The 17,855-nt window shown below is 59.3% G+C and carries 15 protein-coding genes; 5 read left to right on the forward strand and 10 right to left on the reverse strand.

Annotation, left to right across the window (positions count from 1 at the left end):
• On the reverse strand, positions 1-2,750 hold a 2,750-nt coding region (locus EWM57_RS11990), incomplete at its 3' end, for a beta strand repeat-containing protein (RefSeq protein WP_129921392.1).
• A gap of 516 nt (positions 2,751-3,266) precedes the next feature.
• Between EWM57_RS11990 and EWM57_RS11995 the strand changes: the two genes are divergently transcribed.
• Positions 3,267-3,851, forward strand: coding sequence for a hypothetical protein (locus EWM57_RS11995; RefSeq protein WP_129921393.1), 585 nt, complete (start codon positions 3,267-3,269; stop codon positions 3,849-3,851).
• 54 nt (positions 3,852-3,905) lie between these two features.
• On the opposite strand, the gene EWM57_RS12000 is transcribed toward EWM57_RS11995, so the two are convergent.
• Positions 3,906-4,436: a hypothetical protein gene (locus tag EWM57_RS12000; RefSeq protein WP_129921394.1), complete on the reverse strand. Its 531-nt coding sequence runs from the start codon at positions 4,434-4,436 to the stop codon at positions 3,906-3,908.
• Between the two features lie 386 nt (positions 4,437-4,822).
• Here EWM57_RS12000 and EWM57_RS12005 point away from each other — a divergent pair, with 386 nt between their 5' ends.
• Complete coding sequence (locus EWM57_RS12005; RefSeq protein ID WP_129921395.1) at positions 4,823-5,236, forward strand: hypothetical protein; 414 nt, start codon at positions 4,823-4,825, stop codon at positions 5,234-5,236.
• 319 nt (positions 5,237-5,555) lie between these two features.
• Positions 5,556-5,987, forward strand: a complete 432-nt coding sequence (locus EWM57_RS12010) for a cupin domain-containing protein (protein WP_129921396.1) — start codon at positions 5,556-5,558, stop codon at positions 5,985-5,987.
• 210 nt (positions 5,988-6,197) lie between these two features.
• On the opposite strand, the gene atpG is transcribed toward EWM57_RS12010, so the two are convergent.
• The 8 genes from atpG to EWM57_RS12050 all read right to left on the reverse strand — a co-directional run bounded on the left by atpG (position 6,198) and on the right by EWM57_RS12050 (position 12,172).
• The gene (gene atpG / locus EWM57_RS12015) at positions 6,198-7,091 is read right to left on the reverse strand and encodes an ATP synthase F1 subunit gamma (RefSeq protein WP_129921397.1); all 894 of its coding nucleotides are present in this window, start codon (positions 7,089-7,091) and stop codon (positions 6,198-6,200) included.
• Positions 7,092-7,197: 106 nt separating this feature from the next.
• Positions 7,198-8,781: a F0F1 ATP synthase subunit alpha gene (gene atpA, locus EWM57_RS12020; protein ID WP_129921398.1), complete on the reverse strand. Its 1,584-nt coding sequence runs from the start codon at positions 8,779-8,781 to the stop codon at positions 7,198-7,200.
• An 8-nt stretch (positions 8,782-8,789) separates the two neighbouring features.
• A complete protein-coding gene (gene atpH, locus EWM57_RS12025) occupies positions 8,790-9,350 on the reverse strand; it encodes an ATP synthase F1 subunit delta (RefSeq protein WP_129921399.1) in 561 nt (186 codons plus the stop codon).
• A 105-nt stretch (positions 9,351-9,455) separates the two neighbouring features.
• A complete protein-coding gene (locus tag EWM57_RS12030) occupies positions 9,456-9,950 on the reverse strand; it encodes a F0F1 ATP synthase subunit B (protein ID WP_129921400.1) in 495 nt (164 codons plus the stop codon).
• A gap of 161 nt (positions 9,951-10,111) precedes the next feature.
• Entirely contained in the window at positions 10,112-10,372 is a 261-nt protein-coding gene (gene atpE, locus EWM57_RS12035; RefSeq protein WP_073105040.1) for an ATP synthase F0 subunit C, read from the reverse strand.
• A 56-nt stretch (positions 10,373-10,428) separates the two neighbouring features.
• Entirely contained in the window at positions 10,429-11,370 is a 942-nt protein-coding gene (atpB, locus tag EWM57_RS12040) for a F0F1 ATP synthase subunit A (protein WP_317128183.1), read from the reverse strand.
• A gap of 144 nt (positions 11,371-11,514) precedes the next feature.
• Entirely contained in the window at positions 11,515-11,922 is a 408-nt protein-coding gene (locus EWM57_RS12045; protein ID WP_129921402.1) for a hypothetical protein, read from the reverse strand.
• A 10-nt stretch (positions 11,923-11,932) separates the two neighbouring features.
• Positions 11,933-12,172: an AtpZ/AtpI family protein gene (locus EWM57_RS12050; RefSeq protein WP_165370500.1), complete on the reverse strand. Its 240-nt coding sequence runs from the start codon at positions 12,170-12,172 to the stop codon at positions 11,933-11,935.
• 216 nt (positions 12,173-12,388) lie between these two features.
• Here EWM57_RS12050 and porW point away from each other — a divergent pair, with 216 nt between their 5' ends.
• Positions 12,389-15,367 carry a type IX secretion system periplasmic lipoprotein PorW/SprE gene (porW, locus tag EWM57_RS12055; RefSeq protein WP_129921404.1) on the forward strand — a complete coding sequence of 993 codons (2,979 nt, stop codon included), beginning with the start codon at positions 12,389-12,391 and terminating at the stop codon, positions 15,365-15,367.
• Between the two features lie 98 nt (positions 15,368-15,465).
• Complete coding sequence (locus EWM57_RS12060) at positions 15,466-17,799, forward strand: transglycosylase domain-containing protein (RefSeq protein WP_129921405.1); 2,334 nt, start codon at positions 15,466-15,468, stop codon at positions 17,797-17,799.
• Positions 17,800-17,855 lie beyond the last annotated feature (56 nt).

The raw sequence follows: 17,855 nt of genomic DNA on the forward strand, positions 1-17,855 counted from the left end.
GCGCGTGGCGCGCCTGTGAGCGTGGCCTGACCAGATGCCGGGTTGGGATATAGATGCAGAGCCGCCGCATTACTGCCCGCAACAACCGATAGCGGGTTAGCCACAACATTGTAGATGCCGAAGCGCGAGTTGACTTTGCTGCCATCACCAGAAACTGTAAAGTCGCCGCCGGCTATCAACTGGTTACCGGAGGCGACCAGTGCCCGGACGTTTCCATTTAAGCCCGTACCCAACGTGTTCCATGTTGTGCCATTCCATTTGGCTATCATAGTGGCGGGCACCGCACCGCTGCTGTTATTAACTGTGAGGAAGTAGCCCCCCACGTAGAGTTCACCGCTCCCCGCGGCCAGCGCATTGACGACGTCACTCACCCCGTTGTTGGTACTGGTAGCAGTAGCCGAACCACTCCCCAGCGCGCTCCAAGCTATGCCGTCCCATTTGGCGATATTATTAGCCGTCACCACACTGTTACTAGTGCGGGCAGTAGTAAAGTTGCCGCCTACGTAAAGGTCATTGCCCCAGAATGTCATGGCATTGACGCCGTATTCAGGGAAGTTAAGATTAACAATTCCATTATTCGTGCTGGTGGCGGCAGCCGTGCCATTGCCCAACGCGCTCCAAGAAGTGCCGTTCCACTTGGCTACGCTGTTAGCCGCTACTGCACTGCTGCCGTTGAATGCCGTGGTGAAACTACCGCCCACGTAGAGGTCGGTGCTGCGCACGACCAGGGCTGAGATATTACCGCTTGTACCGTTGTTGGTGCTAGTAGCCAGCGCGGTACCGTTACCCAGCGTACTCCAGACAGTGCCATCCCACTTAGCTACATGGTTTGCAGATATCCGATTGGTTCCGTTGCGGACTGCGCTGAAGGTGCCACCCACGTAAAGTTCGTTGTTCAGCACGGCCAAACCAAGTACAAAACCATTCACCCCATTATTGGTACTCGTGGCGATGGCAGTACCATTCCCTAGCGTGCTCCAGACAGTGCCATTCCATTTGGCTATCTGACCGGCGGCCAACTCGCTGGTGCCATTGAAAACCCTGAAAAAGTAGCCGCCCACGTAGAGGTCATTGTTCAACATAGCCAGGGTATTGACTCTATTATTTACCCCGTTGTTGATGCTAGTAGCAACAGCAGAGCCATTACCCAGCGCGCTCCAAGTTGTGCCGTTCCATTTGGCCACGTTGTTGGCCACGGTTGCGCCTATGCTTGTAAATTCCCCGCCCACGTACAGGTCACCGTTGCTGGCTCGTGCCACGGCATATATAGTGGCGTCGGCACCATTTTGCCCCGTATCCAGCGCGCTCCAAGCGGTACCGTTCCACCGGGCTATGCGGCTGGCTGCCACTTCACTGCTGCTATTGTTCACAATAGTGAAGTCCCCACCTACGTAGAGGTCATTGCTTAGCACTACTAAGCAACCGGCCGTGTAATTCACCCCGTTATTAGTGCTGGTGGCAACGGCCGTGCCATTACCCAGCGCACTCCAGGTCGTGCCATCCCATTTGGCAACGGAACTGGCCGATACCGGGTTGCTGCCATTGCGGACGGTACTGAAATACCCGGCTATGTAAAGCTCATTGTTCAATACCGCCAGGGCGAAGACCCCATCACTCACGCCGTTATTAGTGCTGGTGGCGACGGCCGTGCCATTACCCAGCGCGCTCCAGGCCGTGCCATTCCATTTAGCAATGTTATTAGCCGCCACTGCAGTGCTGCCATTACGAACCGCGCTGAAGCGCCCGCCCACGTAAAGGTCGGTGCCCATGACGGTCAGAGCGAAGACCGCTTGGGGATTTACCCCGTTGTTGGTATTCGTGGCGACGGCCGTGCCATTGCCCAACGCACTCCAGGCCGTGCCATCCCATTTGGCAACGGAACTGGCGGCCACCGGACTGCTCCCATTGCGAACATCAGTGAATTGGCCGCCTACATAGAGGTCGTTGTTTAGTACGGCCAGGGCAAAGACTGCCTCATTTGCTCCATTGTTAGCGCTGGTAGCGGGAGCTGTGCCGTTGCCCAGCGCGCTCCAGGCGGTTCCGTCCCATTTCGCTATATAATTAGCTTGCACCGGACTATCACCGTTGTTGGCAGCGGTGAAGAAGCCGCCCGCGTAGAGGTCGTTATGTAGCACGGCTAGGACATCTGGTCTACTGTTTAGCCCATTGTTAGTAGCAGTAGCGACATCAGTACCATTGCCGAGCCCGCTCCAGGTGGCACCGTCCCATTTGGCAATGTAGTTGACGGCCACTACGCCGCTGCTAGAGCGGGCAGCGGTAAAATCACCGCCCACGTAGAGGTCGGTACCTACTACGGCTAGGGCGGTGACTATGTCATTTACTCCGTTGTTGGCACTGTTAGAGCGAGCGGCGCCATTGCCCAGCGCGCTCCAAGTTGTGCCGTTCCACTTGGCTATCCGGCGGGCCTGCACCGCGCCTACGCTCGTAAAGCGGCCGCCAACGTACAGGTCGCCGTTACTGGCCCGCGCCACCACATACACGCTATTCGTGGCACCGTTCGCTCCAAAACCCTCCTGCCAGTTTTCGTCGCCCGCGCCGGTGGGGCGAAACGAGGGCTCACCCGAAGCCGGGTCGAGCGTCATGCGGTAACCCGTGGCATCAAACGAACCGGCCCCGCCGGGGCGCAGCGTGCCGTCAGCGTTGAGCATGGTGCCCACCGAGGGCGCCTTGCCGCCGGCCGGTGCCTGCGCCCGGCCCGTCCAGGGCAGCAACAGGCAGAGCAGCAGCAAAAAAACAGGCAGCCGGGGCGTTGACAGGGACTGTTGGGGGCCGCGATGCTCGGTCGGGCGCGACACAGGAACACTCGCGGCACGCAGACTGTGCCGAAAAAGAGCAGTAGAAAATGTAGTCATGTAATCGAGGCCGCGCTGTATTCGGAAAAAGTCCGAGCGAGCACAGAGCCAGTTAGAAGTACGATAGATGAAGAGCAATAAAAGCGAACGGCAAAAGTACGACTACTCTGCCTCTGCTTTGCTATGGCTGCGCAAAGCCGGGGAGGCCCAAGACTACATCCTGGGAATCTTCACCTCCGCAACGAAGCAGGCAGCACCCAGACCAGCGCACCAGAACCAGTAGGGGGGTATAACTTTTTGAGGGGGTTAAAAAGCTATACCCCCACGCCCACCATACGCATGGGGGTATAAGTTTTTAAGGGGGTCAAAAAGTTATACCCCCTTGTGCAAAGCTGCTTACTTTAGGTATCGAGTAGTCACCGATGATAAATCTTCCAGATAGAGCACCCCACGATGAGAAAAGCCCAGCATACCGTCGATAGCTCAGGATTGGAGGAGACGGTGCAGATCTACTGGGGGCTGTCGCAAGAAGCGTTGGGCCGACTGCTCGGCATACCGCAGGCGCGGCTGGCTCAGGCCAAAGCGGGCACCCGCCCCCTGCCCGCCGATGCCTCCTACCGCCTGCGCGCCCTGGCCCAACTGCTGCCCCCGCCCGGCGCGCCCGAGCCCCCGCTCCCACTTCTGGACTACACTCCGCTCGAAGCCCGCTTAGTCGCCTGCCTCGACCAGGCCCGCCGCCTGCGCTTCCGCCTTGAGCACGAACTGCCCGCCCGGGCCCTACCCGCCCGGCACCGCCTGGCCCACGCCCAAAGCCTGCCCGCCGCGCTGGCCGCCGCCGAGGCCGATGCGCCCCTGCCCCCGCGCAAGCTCGAAGACCGGCAGGCCGAGCTCACGCTGCTGCTCAACGCGGCCCGCACCGAGCTGGAAGACCGCAGCGGCCCTACGCCGCTGGCGTTGCTGCGCGCCCGCCTGGCCGGGCTCGAAGCCGAGGCGGCCGCGCTGGCTCAGATGCTGGCCGAGGTTAATGCTGAAGGGTGACCAGCTAGAGGTGAAGCCCTAGCTAGCATGCAATCGATGCTGGTAAGCTACTTTTTATCGGGACTTCGAAATCAGCCGCCGACTGGAAGTGATTGACACGTTGTTGTCGATACTTTCCACCCGCAGCGGCAAGTATATATCATACCATCTGCTTACCACCTTAGCATTTGACAGAGTATAAGGATAGTTGAAATTACGCACAGCTGTCCAGTCGTCCATTTTTAGATGAAGCCAAATAACTCTGACCTCCGCAAATCCAATCAGATGGTGGTTATCATACTTGCGCGAGTCTTTTACCTTGAAATATATTTGGGGATTTATCATACTGTTAATAGGAATACACTTGAGATACTCGGCTAAGCACGAGTCAGCAAATAGACCGGTTATATAGTCCCCACGATCAGGCAGTACGGCAGCATATTTTATGGTGTCGTGCATATCATGTAATGCTTTTTCACAGATAGCATCAATCGTTTGATTTAACGCCGTGTTTTTGGCTATGTAGTAGGCAGCACTAGGCTTGGGGCCATCAATGGCGTAGGTGATGATGCCAGGCTTAGGCTTCTCTTTCTTGATCTTCACCATAGTTTTGAAGAAAAAGCCGGTGGTAGTAACCGTGTCAACGCATATAATCTGCTGCGAGAATGTTTTTACGCTGCAAACAAGGAAAACAAATAGGAGCAAAAATCTTTTCATACGTACTGTTTCACAATTTTTCAAGTCTTTTGAGAGCCTTTCTGTGCACGCAGCCTGAATAGCTGGGCGGTGCTGCTCAGCACGGCGGTCGGCACGTTAAAGCGCGCAACTATCGTTGCCGGTCGTACCCAGGCAGGCAATAAATAATTCCAAATTCACTCGGCAGTTACGGGCGTGGTCTATGGATTATTTTTCCGAGTGTGGAGCATTTAGCTACTAAGACAAATTATTATATTAGGAGAGTAATTTTCTTTCACTCCTTTATCTTTTTTATTATGGCGTACTCTATTACCCAACTGGCCACCAAGGCCGACTGCGACCTGGTGCTGGTGCCCCTGACGCAGAAACGCGACCAGGCGGCTAACCGCCGGTCGAATCTGGCCTTTCAGCTGCAGACATTCAGCGACCCGGCCGGGCGCAACGCGGAACTCTCGCGCCTGAACCGCCGCATTGCCGATGCCCAGGCCGACCTGCCCACCCTGCCGGAGGGCAAAACCAAGCGCGACCTCGAAAACGAGCTGGCCACCAACACCAAGCGCCGCAACCAACTGCTCAACCAGAGCGACGCTCAGGGCTCCGACGACCGGGTGCTGCTCGAGTTTGAGCAGGCCACCCTCATCCAGGCCCACGACGAGGCCGTGAGCTTGATCGGGCAGGTCGAAAGCCACAAGGCCACGCTGCCCGCCTAAGACCGTCGGCCGGGGCTTTTCCGCTATCCGTACGCCTATTGCAATTTAGAAGAAACGCCTCACTTGCCTCGCGGCGGGTGGGGCGTTTCGATTTCGGGGGGCATGCCCGCGCTAAGCCGCACCCACGGGGGCCGGAGCCGCCGGCAGCGCCCCCCCGTAAAGGGCCGCCCCCGCCGCATCGACCTGCGTCTCCAGGGCCAGCGTCTCGGCGGCCGGGTCAGCGGCCTGGGCATCGAGGATTTACCGACTTTGTTGCCGCGCTCCGCCCCAGCTCCCGTACTGGTACCATCACCAGCAGACAAGTCGACTAGCCAAGCCTATGAACCCGTCACAGCACCACCCGCCCGCAGAGCCAGCCTTCCTCAAAGCCATCCGGCTTCTCAACACGGCCGACGGCGGCTGCACGTTCCAAACCGGCTGGCTGCCCACGCAAACCCAGTGGGCCGTCAGCACCTGCTTTGCGGAAACCCAGGTTCACCACGAGCATCGCCCGCACGCCGCCCCGCGCACGCAGTACGTGGTTACGCTCCAGGGCAGGCTGCGCTTCCGGGTCAGCAATGGAGCCACGTTCCTCCTTGAGCCGGGAATCATCCTCGTGGCCAAGGATGTCAGCGGCCCCGGCCATACCTGGGACCTGATTGAGGGCCCCACTTGGGAGCGGCTCTACCTGCCGTTTGCCGCCGATGCCAACGACCATTTCATTGCCGATGACGGACCAGTTGCCGCTGGCCAACCGCAGCAGCTGCGCTAAGCGCAGGCCCGGCCACGTGCCGGCCCCTGACCGACCCTGCCGATAACCGCCTGGCATCTCCCACCGCGCTACAACCGCGCTACAACCGGGCCCGGCCGCACCGCATGCTGCCACCCAAAGTGTCTAGCTGAGTGGTCGGGCCACTGCTCACAAAAAAAGGCCCGCCTCCTTGCGGAAGCGGGCCTTTCTGAATCAGAACTGAGCGTGTCCTTAGCCGCGGCTGGCGGCCAGGGCTTCGGCGCCCCCCACGATTTCGAGAATCTCGGTCGTGATGGCCGCCTGACGCGTGCGGTTGTAGGTTAGCTTGAGCGACTTGAGCAGCTCACCGGCGTTTTCGGTGGCTTTGTCCATGGCCGTCATGCGGGCGCCGTGCTCCGAGGCGTTGCTTTCCAGCACCGCCTTGTAGAGCTGCACTTTCAACGACTGCGGAATCAGGGTCTGCACGATTTCCTCTTTCGAGGGCTCGAAGATGTAGTCCACGTTCGAGGTAGCGGCAGCCGTGACAGGGGCGGCAGCGGGTACGAGCGGCAGGAGCTGCTCGGCCTGCACCACCTGGGTGGCCACGTTGCGGAACTCGTTGTAGACCATTGTCACCTCATCGTACTGACCGGCGCTGAAGCCTTCCATGGCCTGCTCGGCCGCTTCGCGCACGGTGTCGAAGGAAAGCTGGCCAAACACGTGGGTGTAGTTGCCCAGGATCGGGCCGCGCTTCGAGAAATACTCGTGAGCACGCTTGCCGATGGCCATCACCGTGATGTTGCCGGCGGCAGCCTGCGCCGCGTAGCGCTGGGCAATCAGGGCATTAACACCTTTGAAGATGTTGCTGTTGAAAGCCCCGGCCAGGCCGCGGTCGGAAGTGATGGCAATGATGAGCACGCGGCGCACCTCGCGCTGCGCCGTGTAGTCACTCTCCACGCCCTCGCCGACCTGGGCCGTCAGGTTGCTGAGAATGCTGTTGAGCCGCTGGGCGTAGGGACGCATGCGCAGGATGTTGTCCTGGGCGCGCCGCAGCTTAGCCGCCGCCACCATTTTCATGGCTTTGGTGATCTGCTGCGTGCTCTGCACCGATACAATGCGGTTGCGGACTTCTTTTAAGCTTGCCATTCTTGTGAAAAATAAGTTGTCAGTTGCTCGTTGTCAGCTGTCAGTTTGGGCCAGACTTAACGTCCTTCTCCTGACAACTGACAACGAGCAACTGACAACCGATGAATTACTTCGAAGCGTATACCGCCGACAGGTCTTTGGCAACCTGACGGATGGCACCCGTAATCTCGTCGTCGAGCTTACCGGCTTTCAGCGACTTGAGCGCCTCGGGGTGGCGCGTCTGCATCACCTGACGGAATTCCGTCTCGAACTCGCGCACCTTGTTTACGGGCACTAGGTCAAGCAGACCGTTGGTAGCGGCGTAGATGATGGCCACCTGGTCTTCCACTTTTACGGGGGAGAACTGGGGCTGCTTCAGGATTTCGAGGTTGCGACGGCCCCGCTCGATGGTGAGCTTGGTCGAGGCGTCGAGGTCGGAGCCGAACTTGGCGAAGGCTTCCAGCTCGCGGAACTGAGCCTGGTCGAGCTTCAGCGTACCGGCCACCTTTTTCATCGACTTGATCTGGGCGTTACCACCTACGCGCGATACCGAGATACCTACGTTGATGGCGGGACGCACACCCGAGTTGAACAGGTTGGTTTCGAGGAAGATCTGCCCGTCCGTAATCGAAATTACGTTCGTTGGGATGTAGGCCGAAACGTCACCAGCCTGGGTTTCGATGATCGGCAGAGCCGTCAGCGAGCCGCCGCCTTTCACCATGTGCTTGATGGAGTCGGGCAGGTCGTTCATGTCGGCTGCAATCGTGTCGGAAGAGTTGATCTTCGCGGCACGCTCGAGCAGGCGGCTGTGCAGGTAGAATACGTCGCCGGGGTAGGCCTCACGTCCGGGAGGACGACGCAGCAGCAGCGACACTTCGCGGTAGGCTACGGCCTGCTTCGACAAGTCGTCGTATACCACCAGGGCGGGACGACCCGTATCGCGGAAGAATTCGCCGATGGCAGCACCGGTGAAGGGAGCAAAGAACTGCATCGGAGCCGGATCGGAAGCCGAAGCGGCAACCACTACGGTGTAGTCCATGGCGCCGCCCTTGGTCAGGGCGTTTACCACCTGGGCTACGGTCGAAGCCTTCTGACCTACGGCTACGTAGATGCAGAACACGGGCTCGCCGCGCTCGAAGAACTCGCGCTGGTTCAGGATGGCGTCAAGCGCTACCGTCGACTTACCCGTCTGACGGTCGCCGATGATCAGCTCACGCTGGCCCCGGCCGATTGGAATCATGGCGTCGATAGCCTTGATACCCGTCTGCATGGGCTCGGTTACGGGCTGACGGAAGATAACGCCGGGCGCCTTACGCTCCAGGGGCATATCGTAGGTGTCGCCGGCAATGGGGCCGCGGCCGTCGATGGGCTGACCGAGCGTGTTCACGACGCGGCCGATGATGCCGTCACCGACTTTGATGGAGGCAATCTTGTTGGTGCGGCGAACCGTGGCGCCTTCGCGGATGTCGCTGTAGTCGCCGAGCATTACGGCCCCTACGTTGTCTTCCTCGAGGTTGAGCACCAGGGCCTGCAGGCCATTTTCAAATTCAATCAGTTCCCCCGACTGGGCGTTGCCCAGGCCGTAGATGCGGGCTACACCGTCGCCAACCTGGAGTACCGTACCAACCTCTTCGAGTTCGGCTTCGGTCTTAAAGTTGGACAGCTGCTCCCGCAGGATGGCGGATACTTCATCCGGACGTACGTCTGCCATGTTTTTGTTTATAGATGGGGTTGGTAGGGGTTCTCTTTAAACGTGTTGCGCAGCTTGCGCAAGCTGTTACGCACCGATTCGTCGAGCTGACGGTCGCCTACGCGCAGGATAAACCCGCCGATGAGCGACTCATCAACCGATTCCTGCAAGGTAACGTTCTGCAAGCCGGACTGACGGCGCACCACTTTGTTGAGTTCTTCGCGCAGTTCGGGCGCGAGCGGGGCGGCGGTGGTCACCTGGGCAACCTGCATGCCGCGCAGCGCGTCGTACTGGCTCTGAAACTCGGTTGCCACCCATTCGAGGGCACTCTCGCGGTTGTGCTGGGTGATGATGGAGAAAAACTTCTCCGTCATTTCCGTCACTTTGCCGCCGAAAATTGCCTTCAGAATGGCCAGCTTCTTATCGTGCTTCACGATGGGGTTGCGCAGCAACAGGCGCAGGTCGCGGCTTTGCTCCAGCGTAGTGCGGAACAAATCCATGTCGGCCTTTACCTGCTCCAGCGTCCCGCGTTCCTCGGCCAGGTCCAGCAGGGACTTGGCGTAGCGGGAGGCAACTCGTTGTTCAGACATTGGTTTTCAGTTGCGAGTTGCCAGTTGTCAGTTGCCAGATTCCAGTTGGCTGTCGATTCCACATCAACTGGCAACTGGTAACCGGCAACCGGCAACTGATAACAACTAGTTAAGCTTTACATCCTTCAGGTACGAGTCCACGAGTTGCTGCTGGGAACCGGAATCGGCCAGCTCCCGGCGCAGGATGCGCTCAGCAATGTCGATGGAAAGCTTGGCAGCCGTGTTTTTCACTTCGGTCAGCGCGGCGTTCTTCTCGTTCTGAATGGCTTCGCGGGCCTGCATGATCATGCGGCTGCCCTCTTCAGTGGCTTTGTTTTTGGCGGTCTCAACGAGTTGATTGGCCATTTGCGAAGCTTCCTGCATCATCTTGTCGCGCTCCATGCGGGCTTCGGTCAGCAAACGTTCGTTGCCGGCTTTGAGCTGCTGCATTTCCAGCTTGGCCTGGTCGGCCATGCGCAGGGCACTTTCGATAGAATCTTCGCGCTCCTTGAGGGAGAGCAGGATGGGCTTCCAGGCAAACTTGGCCAGCAGGAACAGCACGGTGAGGAAAATCACCAACTGCCAGAAGATCAGACCAAATTCGGGCGTTACGATTTGCATAGCGCTTTAAACTCTGCGTTGGCCATACAGGCCAACAGATGAAAGGAGGAAATAGAATCAGCGCCCGGGGGCGGCTGAAAACCTACTTCAAAAAAGCCAAGTCAGCCCGCTGCGCCGTGCGCCGAAGCGACGCGCAGCGGGCTGCTCTTGCGGTGCCTCCTCTACTGGAGTTTGAACGAAATCAGCAGGCAGACTACTACTGCGAACAGCGCCAGACCTTCGATCAGAGCGGCTACGATCAGCATAGCGGTTTGGATCTTGCCGGAAGCCTCAGGCTGACGACCAATGGCCTCCATGGCCGAGCCACCGATGCGGCCGATACCCAGACCAGCACCCAGAGCAACCAGACCAGCACCGATACCGGCACCCATTACGGCGAGACCAGCGGCATTAACAACCTGCAACAACAGAGAAAGAAGCATAAAACAGAGGTTTGAGAGAAATGTAAAACAGAAAAAAGTCGGGTGAGAAAAGCGCGTTAGTGGCTAACGTGGGTCGAGGCCGAACCATCGTCGTAGCCCATCTGCAGGTCGGCGTCGTGGTGGTCTTCCACGGCCCCGCCGATGTACATGGCGGTCAGCAGGGTGAAGATGTAGGCCTGCAGGATGGCCACCAGCAATTCGAGCACGTTGATGAACAAGCCGAACGCCAGCGACACCGGGGCCAGGGCCGCCGTTTTGAAGATGAAGATCAGGCTGATGAAGCTCAGGATAACGATGTGGCCGGCCGTGATGTTGGCAAACAGACGAACCATCAGCGAGAAGGGCTTTACCACGATGCCGATGAGTTCTACCGGACTCATGATGGGCAGCAGGGCCTTGGGCACGCCGGGCGTGGCGAAGATGTGGGCCCAGTAGTACTTATTGGACGAAGCCAGGGTGATAATCAGCGTCAGGATGGCCAGCGTGAAAGTCACGGCAATGTTGCCGGTCAGGTTGGCGGCCCCCGGAGTCAAACCGAGCAGGTTGTTGAACCAGATAAAGAAGAACACGGTCAGCAGGTAGGGCATGTAGCGCTCATACTTGGGGCCGATAGACTTCTTGGCTACCTCGTCGCGGATGAAGATGATGATGGGCTCGAAGAACGACTGGATGCCTTTGGGGGCTTTGCCGTGGTTTTTCTTGTAGCCGCGGGCAACGGCGGTGAACACCAGCAGCAGGATAATTCCGCTGCCCATCAGGGCGGCGGCATTTTTGGTAATCGAGAAATCGTATACCTTGCTGCCGTCTTCCGACACCAGATGCTCGTGCTCGAGCTTCAGACCGTCGTAGGACTGGTCTTCCGCCAAGCGGGCCGACGAGAACGTCGACAACCCTTTGCCGGGACGGTAGGCAATGATGGGCAGCGGGGCAACAAAGTGGCCGTTGTCGGTCGAGAACCAGTGCCACTCGTGCGAGTCGCCGATGTGGTGCAGAATCATCTCCCCGGGGTTGAAAGCCTTGTCTTTGGAGCCCTCAGCCGCGGTAGCTGGTTCGTTAGCAAAAACGGGAAGCGTAAGAATGCAAAAGAGAGCTATCAGTAAGCGCTTCATTCAGTGGGGATTAAGGTAAATTTCACAAAACCTTCATTTTGGATTTTCACCCGGTTTTGAAAACGGGCGCAAGTTACTCAGGATGCTCCAGACTTCAAACCCGGCGTACAAGAAATACAGAATAAAGAAGCAGCCGAGGAAGGTCCAGGTGCCCCGGCCTTCGTGGGCCCCGCCCTTGTATAAGTAGATCATCACCATGCCGATGGAAAGCAAAAGCCGCAGCACAATGGAGCTGAAGTAGGCCGCCATGAAGTTGTCGGGGCTGGCGCGCACGAGCCGGAGCGTAATCCAGTAGGTAATGGCGGTGAGCAGGGCGAAGAAGCCGAAGATGGAATAGGCCAGCGGATGAATGACGGCCGCGCCGTACTGCAGCTGCAAGCCATACAGAATGGCCCACACGACGACGGAGAAAAACAACAGGGAGCGAAGAAAAACGGCCACTAGGGAGAGCTTACTCGTTGCGCGAGACGGCGCGAATGATTTGATAGGTGGCCGCCACGAGCCCGAACACCATCAGGCCAATGGTAAACCACGGGTTGCGGGTGTGGTAGTGCTCGTCGAGCTTGAGCCCGCCATAGGTGCACAACCCAATGATGGCCAGCATCTGAAAGCCCAGCCCCGAGTACTTGGCGAAACTGCGCAACCGGTCGGAGTCGTTGGATTTGGGCGGCTGGGGAACGTCGGCGGGCATGGCACGGGGCGGTTTGGGGCTGCGAAAGTATTGATTTTCGGCGCAGTAGCCTACGGTTATCGTCAGCATTTGGCTGAACTGCCAGCAGGGCTGGGGAAAAACCGTAATTTTACCCAATTGGCTACGTTATCAACACGCAGGCGCCCCCGCGACGAACGAAACGGCGGAGCCCACGCGTTTGATTTTGCAACTTAGGGCCCCGCCTATCATTCTGCTTTGACAAAGTATCCGCTTTTCCGCCTGCTTTACGTGCCCGTCGTGCTACTGCTGGCCGCTGCCGCCGTGGGCGCCTGCTCCTCGGAGCGCAAGTCCATTATCGGGCACGGCTACGAGAACATCGTGGCCCGCGACAATGGCTTTTTCCTGGCCCGCGAGAAGCTGCGCGCCACGGAAGCCACCTTGTACGCGGCCCGCGTGAACGACTACAACCGGGTGCTGCCGCTGTTTCCCACGCTCGACGACGCGACGGTAGCCCGGGTCACGGCCGACCTCGACGATATTATCAAGAAAGCCTCGCTGCCCATTCAGCACCGTCCCGGCTCCGACTGGACTGACAACAGCTATCTGCTCATCGGGCAGGCCCGCTTCTATAAAAAGGAGTTTGAGGACGCGGCCAAGACGTTTAAGTACGTCAACACCACCAGCAAGGACGCCAACGCGCGACACGAGGCCCTGATCTGGCTGATGCGCACGTTTCTGGCCACCAAGGAGCTGGAAAGCGCCGCCGCCGTTTCCGATTTGCTCGACAAGGAGCAGGGCACCGGCCAGAATGCCCGGGAGCTGTTTCTGACCCGCGCCGAGTACTTTCTGCAGACCGGCGACCAGGCCAAGGCCATTGACAACCTGAACCGGGCCCTGCCCTACATCACGCCCAAAAACGAGTTGTCGCGCACGCGCTACATCCTGGCCCAGCTTTACCAGGCCAACAACCAGGACAAGGAAGCCTACGCCCAACTCAACAAGATCCTGAAGCGCAACCCGCCCTACGAGCTGGACTTCTTCTCGAAGCTGATGCTGGGGCAGGTATCGGACCTCAACAACCAGGACAAGGCCCGCCTCGACAAGTACTTCGCCAAGCTGCTCAAGGACACCAAGAACAAGGAGTACCGCGACAAGATCTACTACGAAATGAGCCGGCTCGAATACCGGCAGCAGCGCTACGACAACGCCTTGGCCTTGCTGCGGAAGTCGGCGCGGGCCACCACGACGAACAAAGCCCAGAAGTCGTACACCTACCTGCTGGCGGGGCGCATTTACTACGAGAACCTGCAGAAGTACCGGCTGGCCGCGGCTTATTACGACAGCACCGTGCAGAATATGCCCCGGGAAGCCCCTGAATACGCCGCTACGGCCGAGCGGAGCACCATTCTGAAAGATTTCGCCCGACAGATTACGACCGTCGAAAACCAGGACAGCCTGCAGGCCCTGGCACGCCTGGATACGGCCGCCCTGCGCAGCCGCCTGACCGAGTATGCCACCGCCGAGCTGGCCGCCCGTAAGAAGGAAGCCGAGCGGCAGGAAGCCCTGCTGGCTCAGCAGGCCCGGCGGGACGATGCTGCCAGTAGCAACGCTACTTCCGCCTTTGGAACGGCCAACTTCGATCCGCTGGCCGCCGCCAACTCCGGCGCCGCCGTGTGGTACTTCGATAATCCGACTTCCCTGGCCGCCGCCCGCGCCGACTTTATCCGCAAGTGGGGCGACCGGCAGCTCCAGGACAACTGGCGCACGACCAGCCAGGCCAGCTCTTCGCCAGTGGCCAACCAGGGCGGCAACGTGCCCGTGGCCATTGCGGGCGCCGGCAGCACGAGCGTGAATCCTCCCGGGGGCGCTACGGCCCCTTTGAGCGAGGAGGCGCAGGTTCAGGGCTTGGTGGCGGGCTACCGCCAGAATCTGCCCCTGACGGCAGACAAGATGAAGGTTTCGCAGAAGCAGGTGGAAGACGCCCTGTTTGCGTTGGGCGCCATCTATAACCAGCAGCTGCGGGAAACGGCGCGGGCCGCGGAAACCTACGAAAAGCTCGTGGCGCGCTTTCCGGCCAGCACCCACCTGCCCGAAACCTATTACAGCCTGTACCTGATTTATAAAGAGCAGAACGACCCGAAAGCTGAGCCCTACGCCCAGCGGCTGCGCCAGGAGTTTCCCAATTCCTCGTATGCCCGCCTAGTGGCCGACCCCGAATACCTACGGCGCACTTCGGTGGCCAATGCCCAGGTGGGCGTGCTACTGGACTCGGCCTTCACGTTTTATAAAAAGCAGGAGTTCAAGAAAGCCTCCGCCGTGCTGGTCCGGGCCAAGAAGCAGTATCCGACAACCGACCTAAACGACCGGGCCGCTTTCCTGAACACGCTAATCATCATCCGCACCCAGCCGCCAGTGGCCGCGCGGGCCGCCGTTGACAAGTTCCGCAAGGACTACCCCGAAAGCCCACTGCAAAGCCGGGCCGACGCCCTGCTGGGCAGCTACAAGCGCTACGAGGAAGGACAGATTTCCGGTGCCCTGGCCTCCACCGACAAGCCGGTCGTATCGGTGTTCCGACCCGGGGAAGTGGAAAACCGCATGCGGATTTTCTATACCGATAGTGAAACGCCGGCCAGCAAAGCGCCCCAGCCTGCCCCCACGCCAACGCCAGTAGAAAAAGCAACCACGGATAAAGCCCCGGTAGCGGCGCCGACTCCCGCCCCAGCTCCTGCTCCTGCCCCGACGAAAACCAAAGCCGCCGGCAAAACGCCCGCCAAGGGCGCCGAGCCCACCCCGCTGCCCGTACCCGACCCCACTCCTACCCCACCCACCGGGACGGAGCCCGTGGCGCCGGCGAAGCCAGCTACGGCGTATTCTACCAACCTGAACGCCGGCCACGCCGTGGTGCTGGCCTTTCCGAAGGGCGCGGCGCCGCTGAAGGATTTGCCGGCCCTGCTGGGCACGTACAACGGCCGCTACTTCAAGGCCAACAATCTGCAGGTGCAACAATCGACGCTGGGCGACAGTCTGGACCTAGTGGTGGTGCAACCTTTGCCGGGCGCCAAGGTCGCGCAGAGCTACGCCCTGAAGCTACGGGGGCCCCAATCGCCGCTGAGCCGGCTCCGCGGGGCGGGTTACCAAACCCTGATCATCGGTATTGATAACATTCCGCTGCTGCTGCAAAGCAAGGACGTAGAGGAGTATCAGCGCTTCTACCAGAAGACGTACGGTAAATAATTCTGAATTATGAATTCTGAATTATGAATTGTTCTGCATTACAGGCTCAGTTCAAGCCATAATTCAGAATTCATAATTCATCATTCAGAAGTGAATTCATGGCTTACCCTGCCACTAAAAACAAACCCACTACCCGCAAACCGCAACGGCCGGGCCGCTTTTCGGCTTTCACCCGCACTCTTTGGCTGCTCTTCGGCGGCGGAGTACTCGGCTTTGTGCTGTACGTGCTGGCGGTGAGCGTCAACTTTCTGGGGCTGTTTGGGCGGATGCCCAACCTCAAAACCCTCGAAAACCCCAAAAGCGAGCTGGCCTCCGAGGTGTATTCCGCCGATGGTGTGCTCATGGGCAAGTACTTCCACGAAAACCGCACTCCGGCCGAATACGAAGACCTGCCCCAGCACCTGATTGACGCCCTCATTGCCACCGAAGATTCCCGCTTCGAGCAGCACTCCGGTATCGACCCCAAGGCCACGGGCCGGGTAGCGGCGGGCCTACTCACTGGCGGTAGCGGCGGCGGTGGCTCCACCCTGACCCAGCAGCTGGCCAAAGTGCTGTTCCGCACCCGCGGCGACCTGAACGACGGCACGCTCAACGATGTGCCCGGCGTGCGGATGCTGGTTACGAAAACCAAGGAGTGGATTCTGGCCATCCGGCTGGAGCGCAACTATACCAAGCGCGAAATCCTGCGCATGTACCTCAACACCAACGACTACGGCTCCAACGCCTTTGGTATCAACACGGCCTCGAAGACCTTCTTCAACAAGAAGCCCAAGGATTTGACCGTACCCGAGGCCGCCACGCTGGTGGGCGTGCTCAATGCCCCGTCGCGCTTCAGCCCGCGGTTCAACCCGGCCCGCTCGAAGCGGCGGCGCAACTGGGTGCTGCTGCAAATGAACAAGTACGGCTACCTCGACGAGGCCGCCCTGCGCGCCGATACGCTCAAGCCCATCAAGCTCGACTACAGCGTTGAAAACCAGAACGAAGGCATTGCTCCTTACTTCCGCGTTGAGGTCAGCAAGATGCTCAAGGAATGGGCCCGGGAAACCGACCACGACCTATACGCCGACGGTCTGAAAATCTACACCACGATTGATTCGCGGATGCAGAAGTACGCCGAGTCGGCCATTGCGGAGCACATGAAGCTCCAGCAGAAGTGGTTTGATGCGCACTGGAAAGGTCAGCAGCCCTGGCGCGACGAAAACGGCAAGGTGATTCCTAACTTCATTAACACCTCCATCCGCCGCACCGAGCGGTACAAGTCGCTTAGCAACCGCTTTGAGGGCAATAAGGACTCCATCAACTACTACCTGCGCAAGAAGTACAAGATGACGGTGTTTTCGTGGCAGGGCGAAAAGGAAATGGTGATGTCGCCGCTGGATTCGCTGGCTTATTACAAGCGGTTTTTGCAGGCTGGCTTTATGGCCATGAACCCGCTCAACGGCCAGATCAAAGCCTGGGTGGGCGGCACCAACTACAAATACTTCAAGTACGACCACGTCAAGCAGGGTAAGCGCCAGCCGGGCTCCACGTTTAAGCCCATCGTGTACACGGCGGCCATCGACCAGGGCTTCTCGCCCTGCTACCAGCGCCCCGACGTGGCCACGACCTTCCCGCCGGTGGCCGGCCGCCCCGCCTACACGCCCAAAAACTTCGAGGGCGGCTTCTCGGGCCGCACCTTCACCCTGCGTCAGGCTTTGGCCCGGTCCATGAACTCGATTACGGCCTGGGTGGTGCAGAAAGTAGGCCCTGAAACGGTGGTTTCCTACGCCAAGCGCCTGGGCATCACCTCCCCCATCGAGGCCGTGCCGGCCGTGGGCTTCGGCTCCTCCGACGTGAGCATGTACGAGCTCTGCGGGGCCTACGGCACGTTTGTGAACAAGGGCGTCTGGACCGCGCCCATGATGGTGACCCGCATTGAGGACAAAAACGGCAACGTGCTCCGTGAATTTGTGCCCCAGACCCGGGAAGCGCTAAGCGAGGAAACGGCCTATATCATGACCTACATGCTCCAGGCGTCCACCACGGAAAAGGGCGGTACGTCGGTTATTCTGAAAACGGGCTTTAAGTTTCCCTACGAAATCGGGGCCAAGACCGGCACGACCAGCAACTACTCCGACGCCTGGTTTATGGGCATCACCCCGGATCTGGTCTGCGGCATGTGGGTGGGCGGCGAAGACCGCAGCATTCACTTCCGCACCGGGGCCTACGGGCAGGGCGCGCGCCTGGCACTACCCATCTACGGGGTGTTTATGCGTAAGGTGTACGCCGACAAGAACATCGGCGTCAGCACCGCGCCCTTTCCCAAGCCCACCGAACCGCTGAGCATCGAAATTGACTGCAGCCGCTACTACGGTGGCCAGCGCGACACCATTCCGTACGAGCAGAAGCTCAACCAGACCGACTTGCAGGACTTGCAGGACCAGGATATTTAAGTTCGGCTTTCGGGCGCAAATTGCCGGTGGCAGGTGTTCTACACCTGCCACTTTTT

Source organism: Hymenobacter persicinus, from assembly GCF_004167665.1.
GTDB lineage: Bacteria > Bacteroidota > Bacteroidia > Cytophagales > Hymenobacteraceae > Hymenobacter > Hymenobacter persicinus.

Excerpts from the sequence above, each read along its gene's own strand:
- EWM57_RS11995 (WP_129921393.1), top strand. The coding sequence starts at position 3,267 with ATGAGAAAAGCCCAGCATACCGTCGATAGCTCAGGATTGGAGGAGACG.
- EWM57_RS12000 (WP_129921394.1), bottom strand. The coding sequence starts at position 4,436 with ATGGTGAAGATCAAGAAAGAGAAGCCTAAGCCTGGCATCATCACCTAC.
- EWM57_RS12005 (WP_129921395.1), top strand. The coding sequence starts at position 4,823 with ATGGCGTACTCTATTACCCAACTGGCCACCAAGGCCGACTGCGACCTG.
- EWM57_RS12010 (WP_129921396.1), top strand. The coding sequence starts at position 5,556 with ATGAACCCGTCACAGCACCACCCGCCCGCAGAGCCAGCCTTCCTCAAA.
- atpG (WP_129921397.1), bottom strand. The coding sequence starts at position 7,091 with ATGGCAAGCTTAAAAGAAGTCCGCAACCGCATTGTATCGGTGCAGAGC.
- atpA (WP_129921398.1), bottom strand. The coding sequence starts at position 8,781 with ATGGCAGACGTACGTCCGGATGAAGTATCCGCCATCCTGCGGGAGCAG.
- atpH (WP_129921399.1), bottom strand. The coding sequence starts at position 9,350 with ATGTCTGAACAACGAGTTGCCTCCCGCTACGCCAAGTCCCTGCTGGAC.
- EWM57_RS12030 (WP_129921400.1), bottom strand. The coding sequence starts at position 9,950 with ATGCAAATCGTAACGCCCGAATTTGGTCTGATCTTCTGGCAGTTGGTG.
- atpE (WP_073105040.1), bottom strand. The coding sequence starts at position 10,372 with ATGCTTCTTTCTCTGTTGTTGCAGGTTGTTAATGCCGCTGGTCTCGCC.
- atpB (WP_317128183.1), bottom strand. The coding sequence starts at position 11,370 with ATGATTCTGCACCACATCGGCGACTCGCACGAGTGGCACTGGTTCTCG.
- EWM57_RS12050 (WP_165370500.1), bottom strand. The coding sequence starts at position 12,172 with ATGCCCGCCGACGTTCCCCAGCCGCCCAAATCCAACGACTCCGACCGG.
- EWM57_RS12060 (WP_129921405.1), top strand. The coding sequence starts at position 15,466 with ATGGCTTACCCTGCCACTAAAAACAAACCCACTACCCGCAAACCGCAA.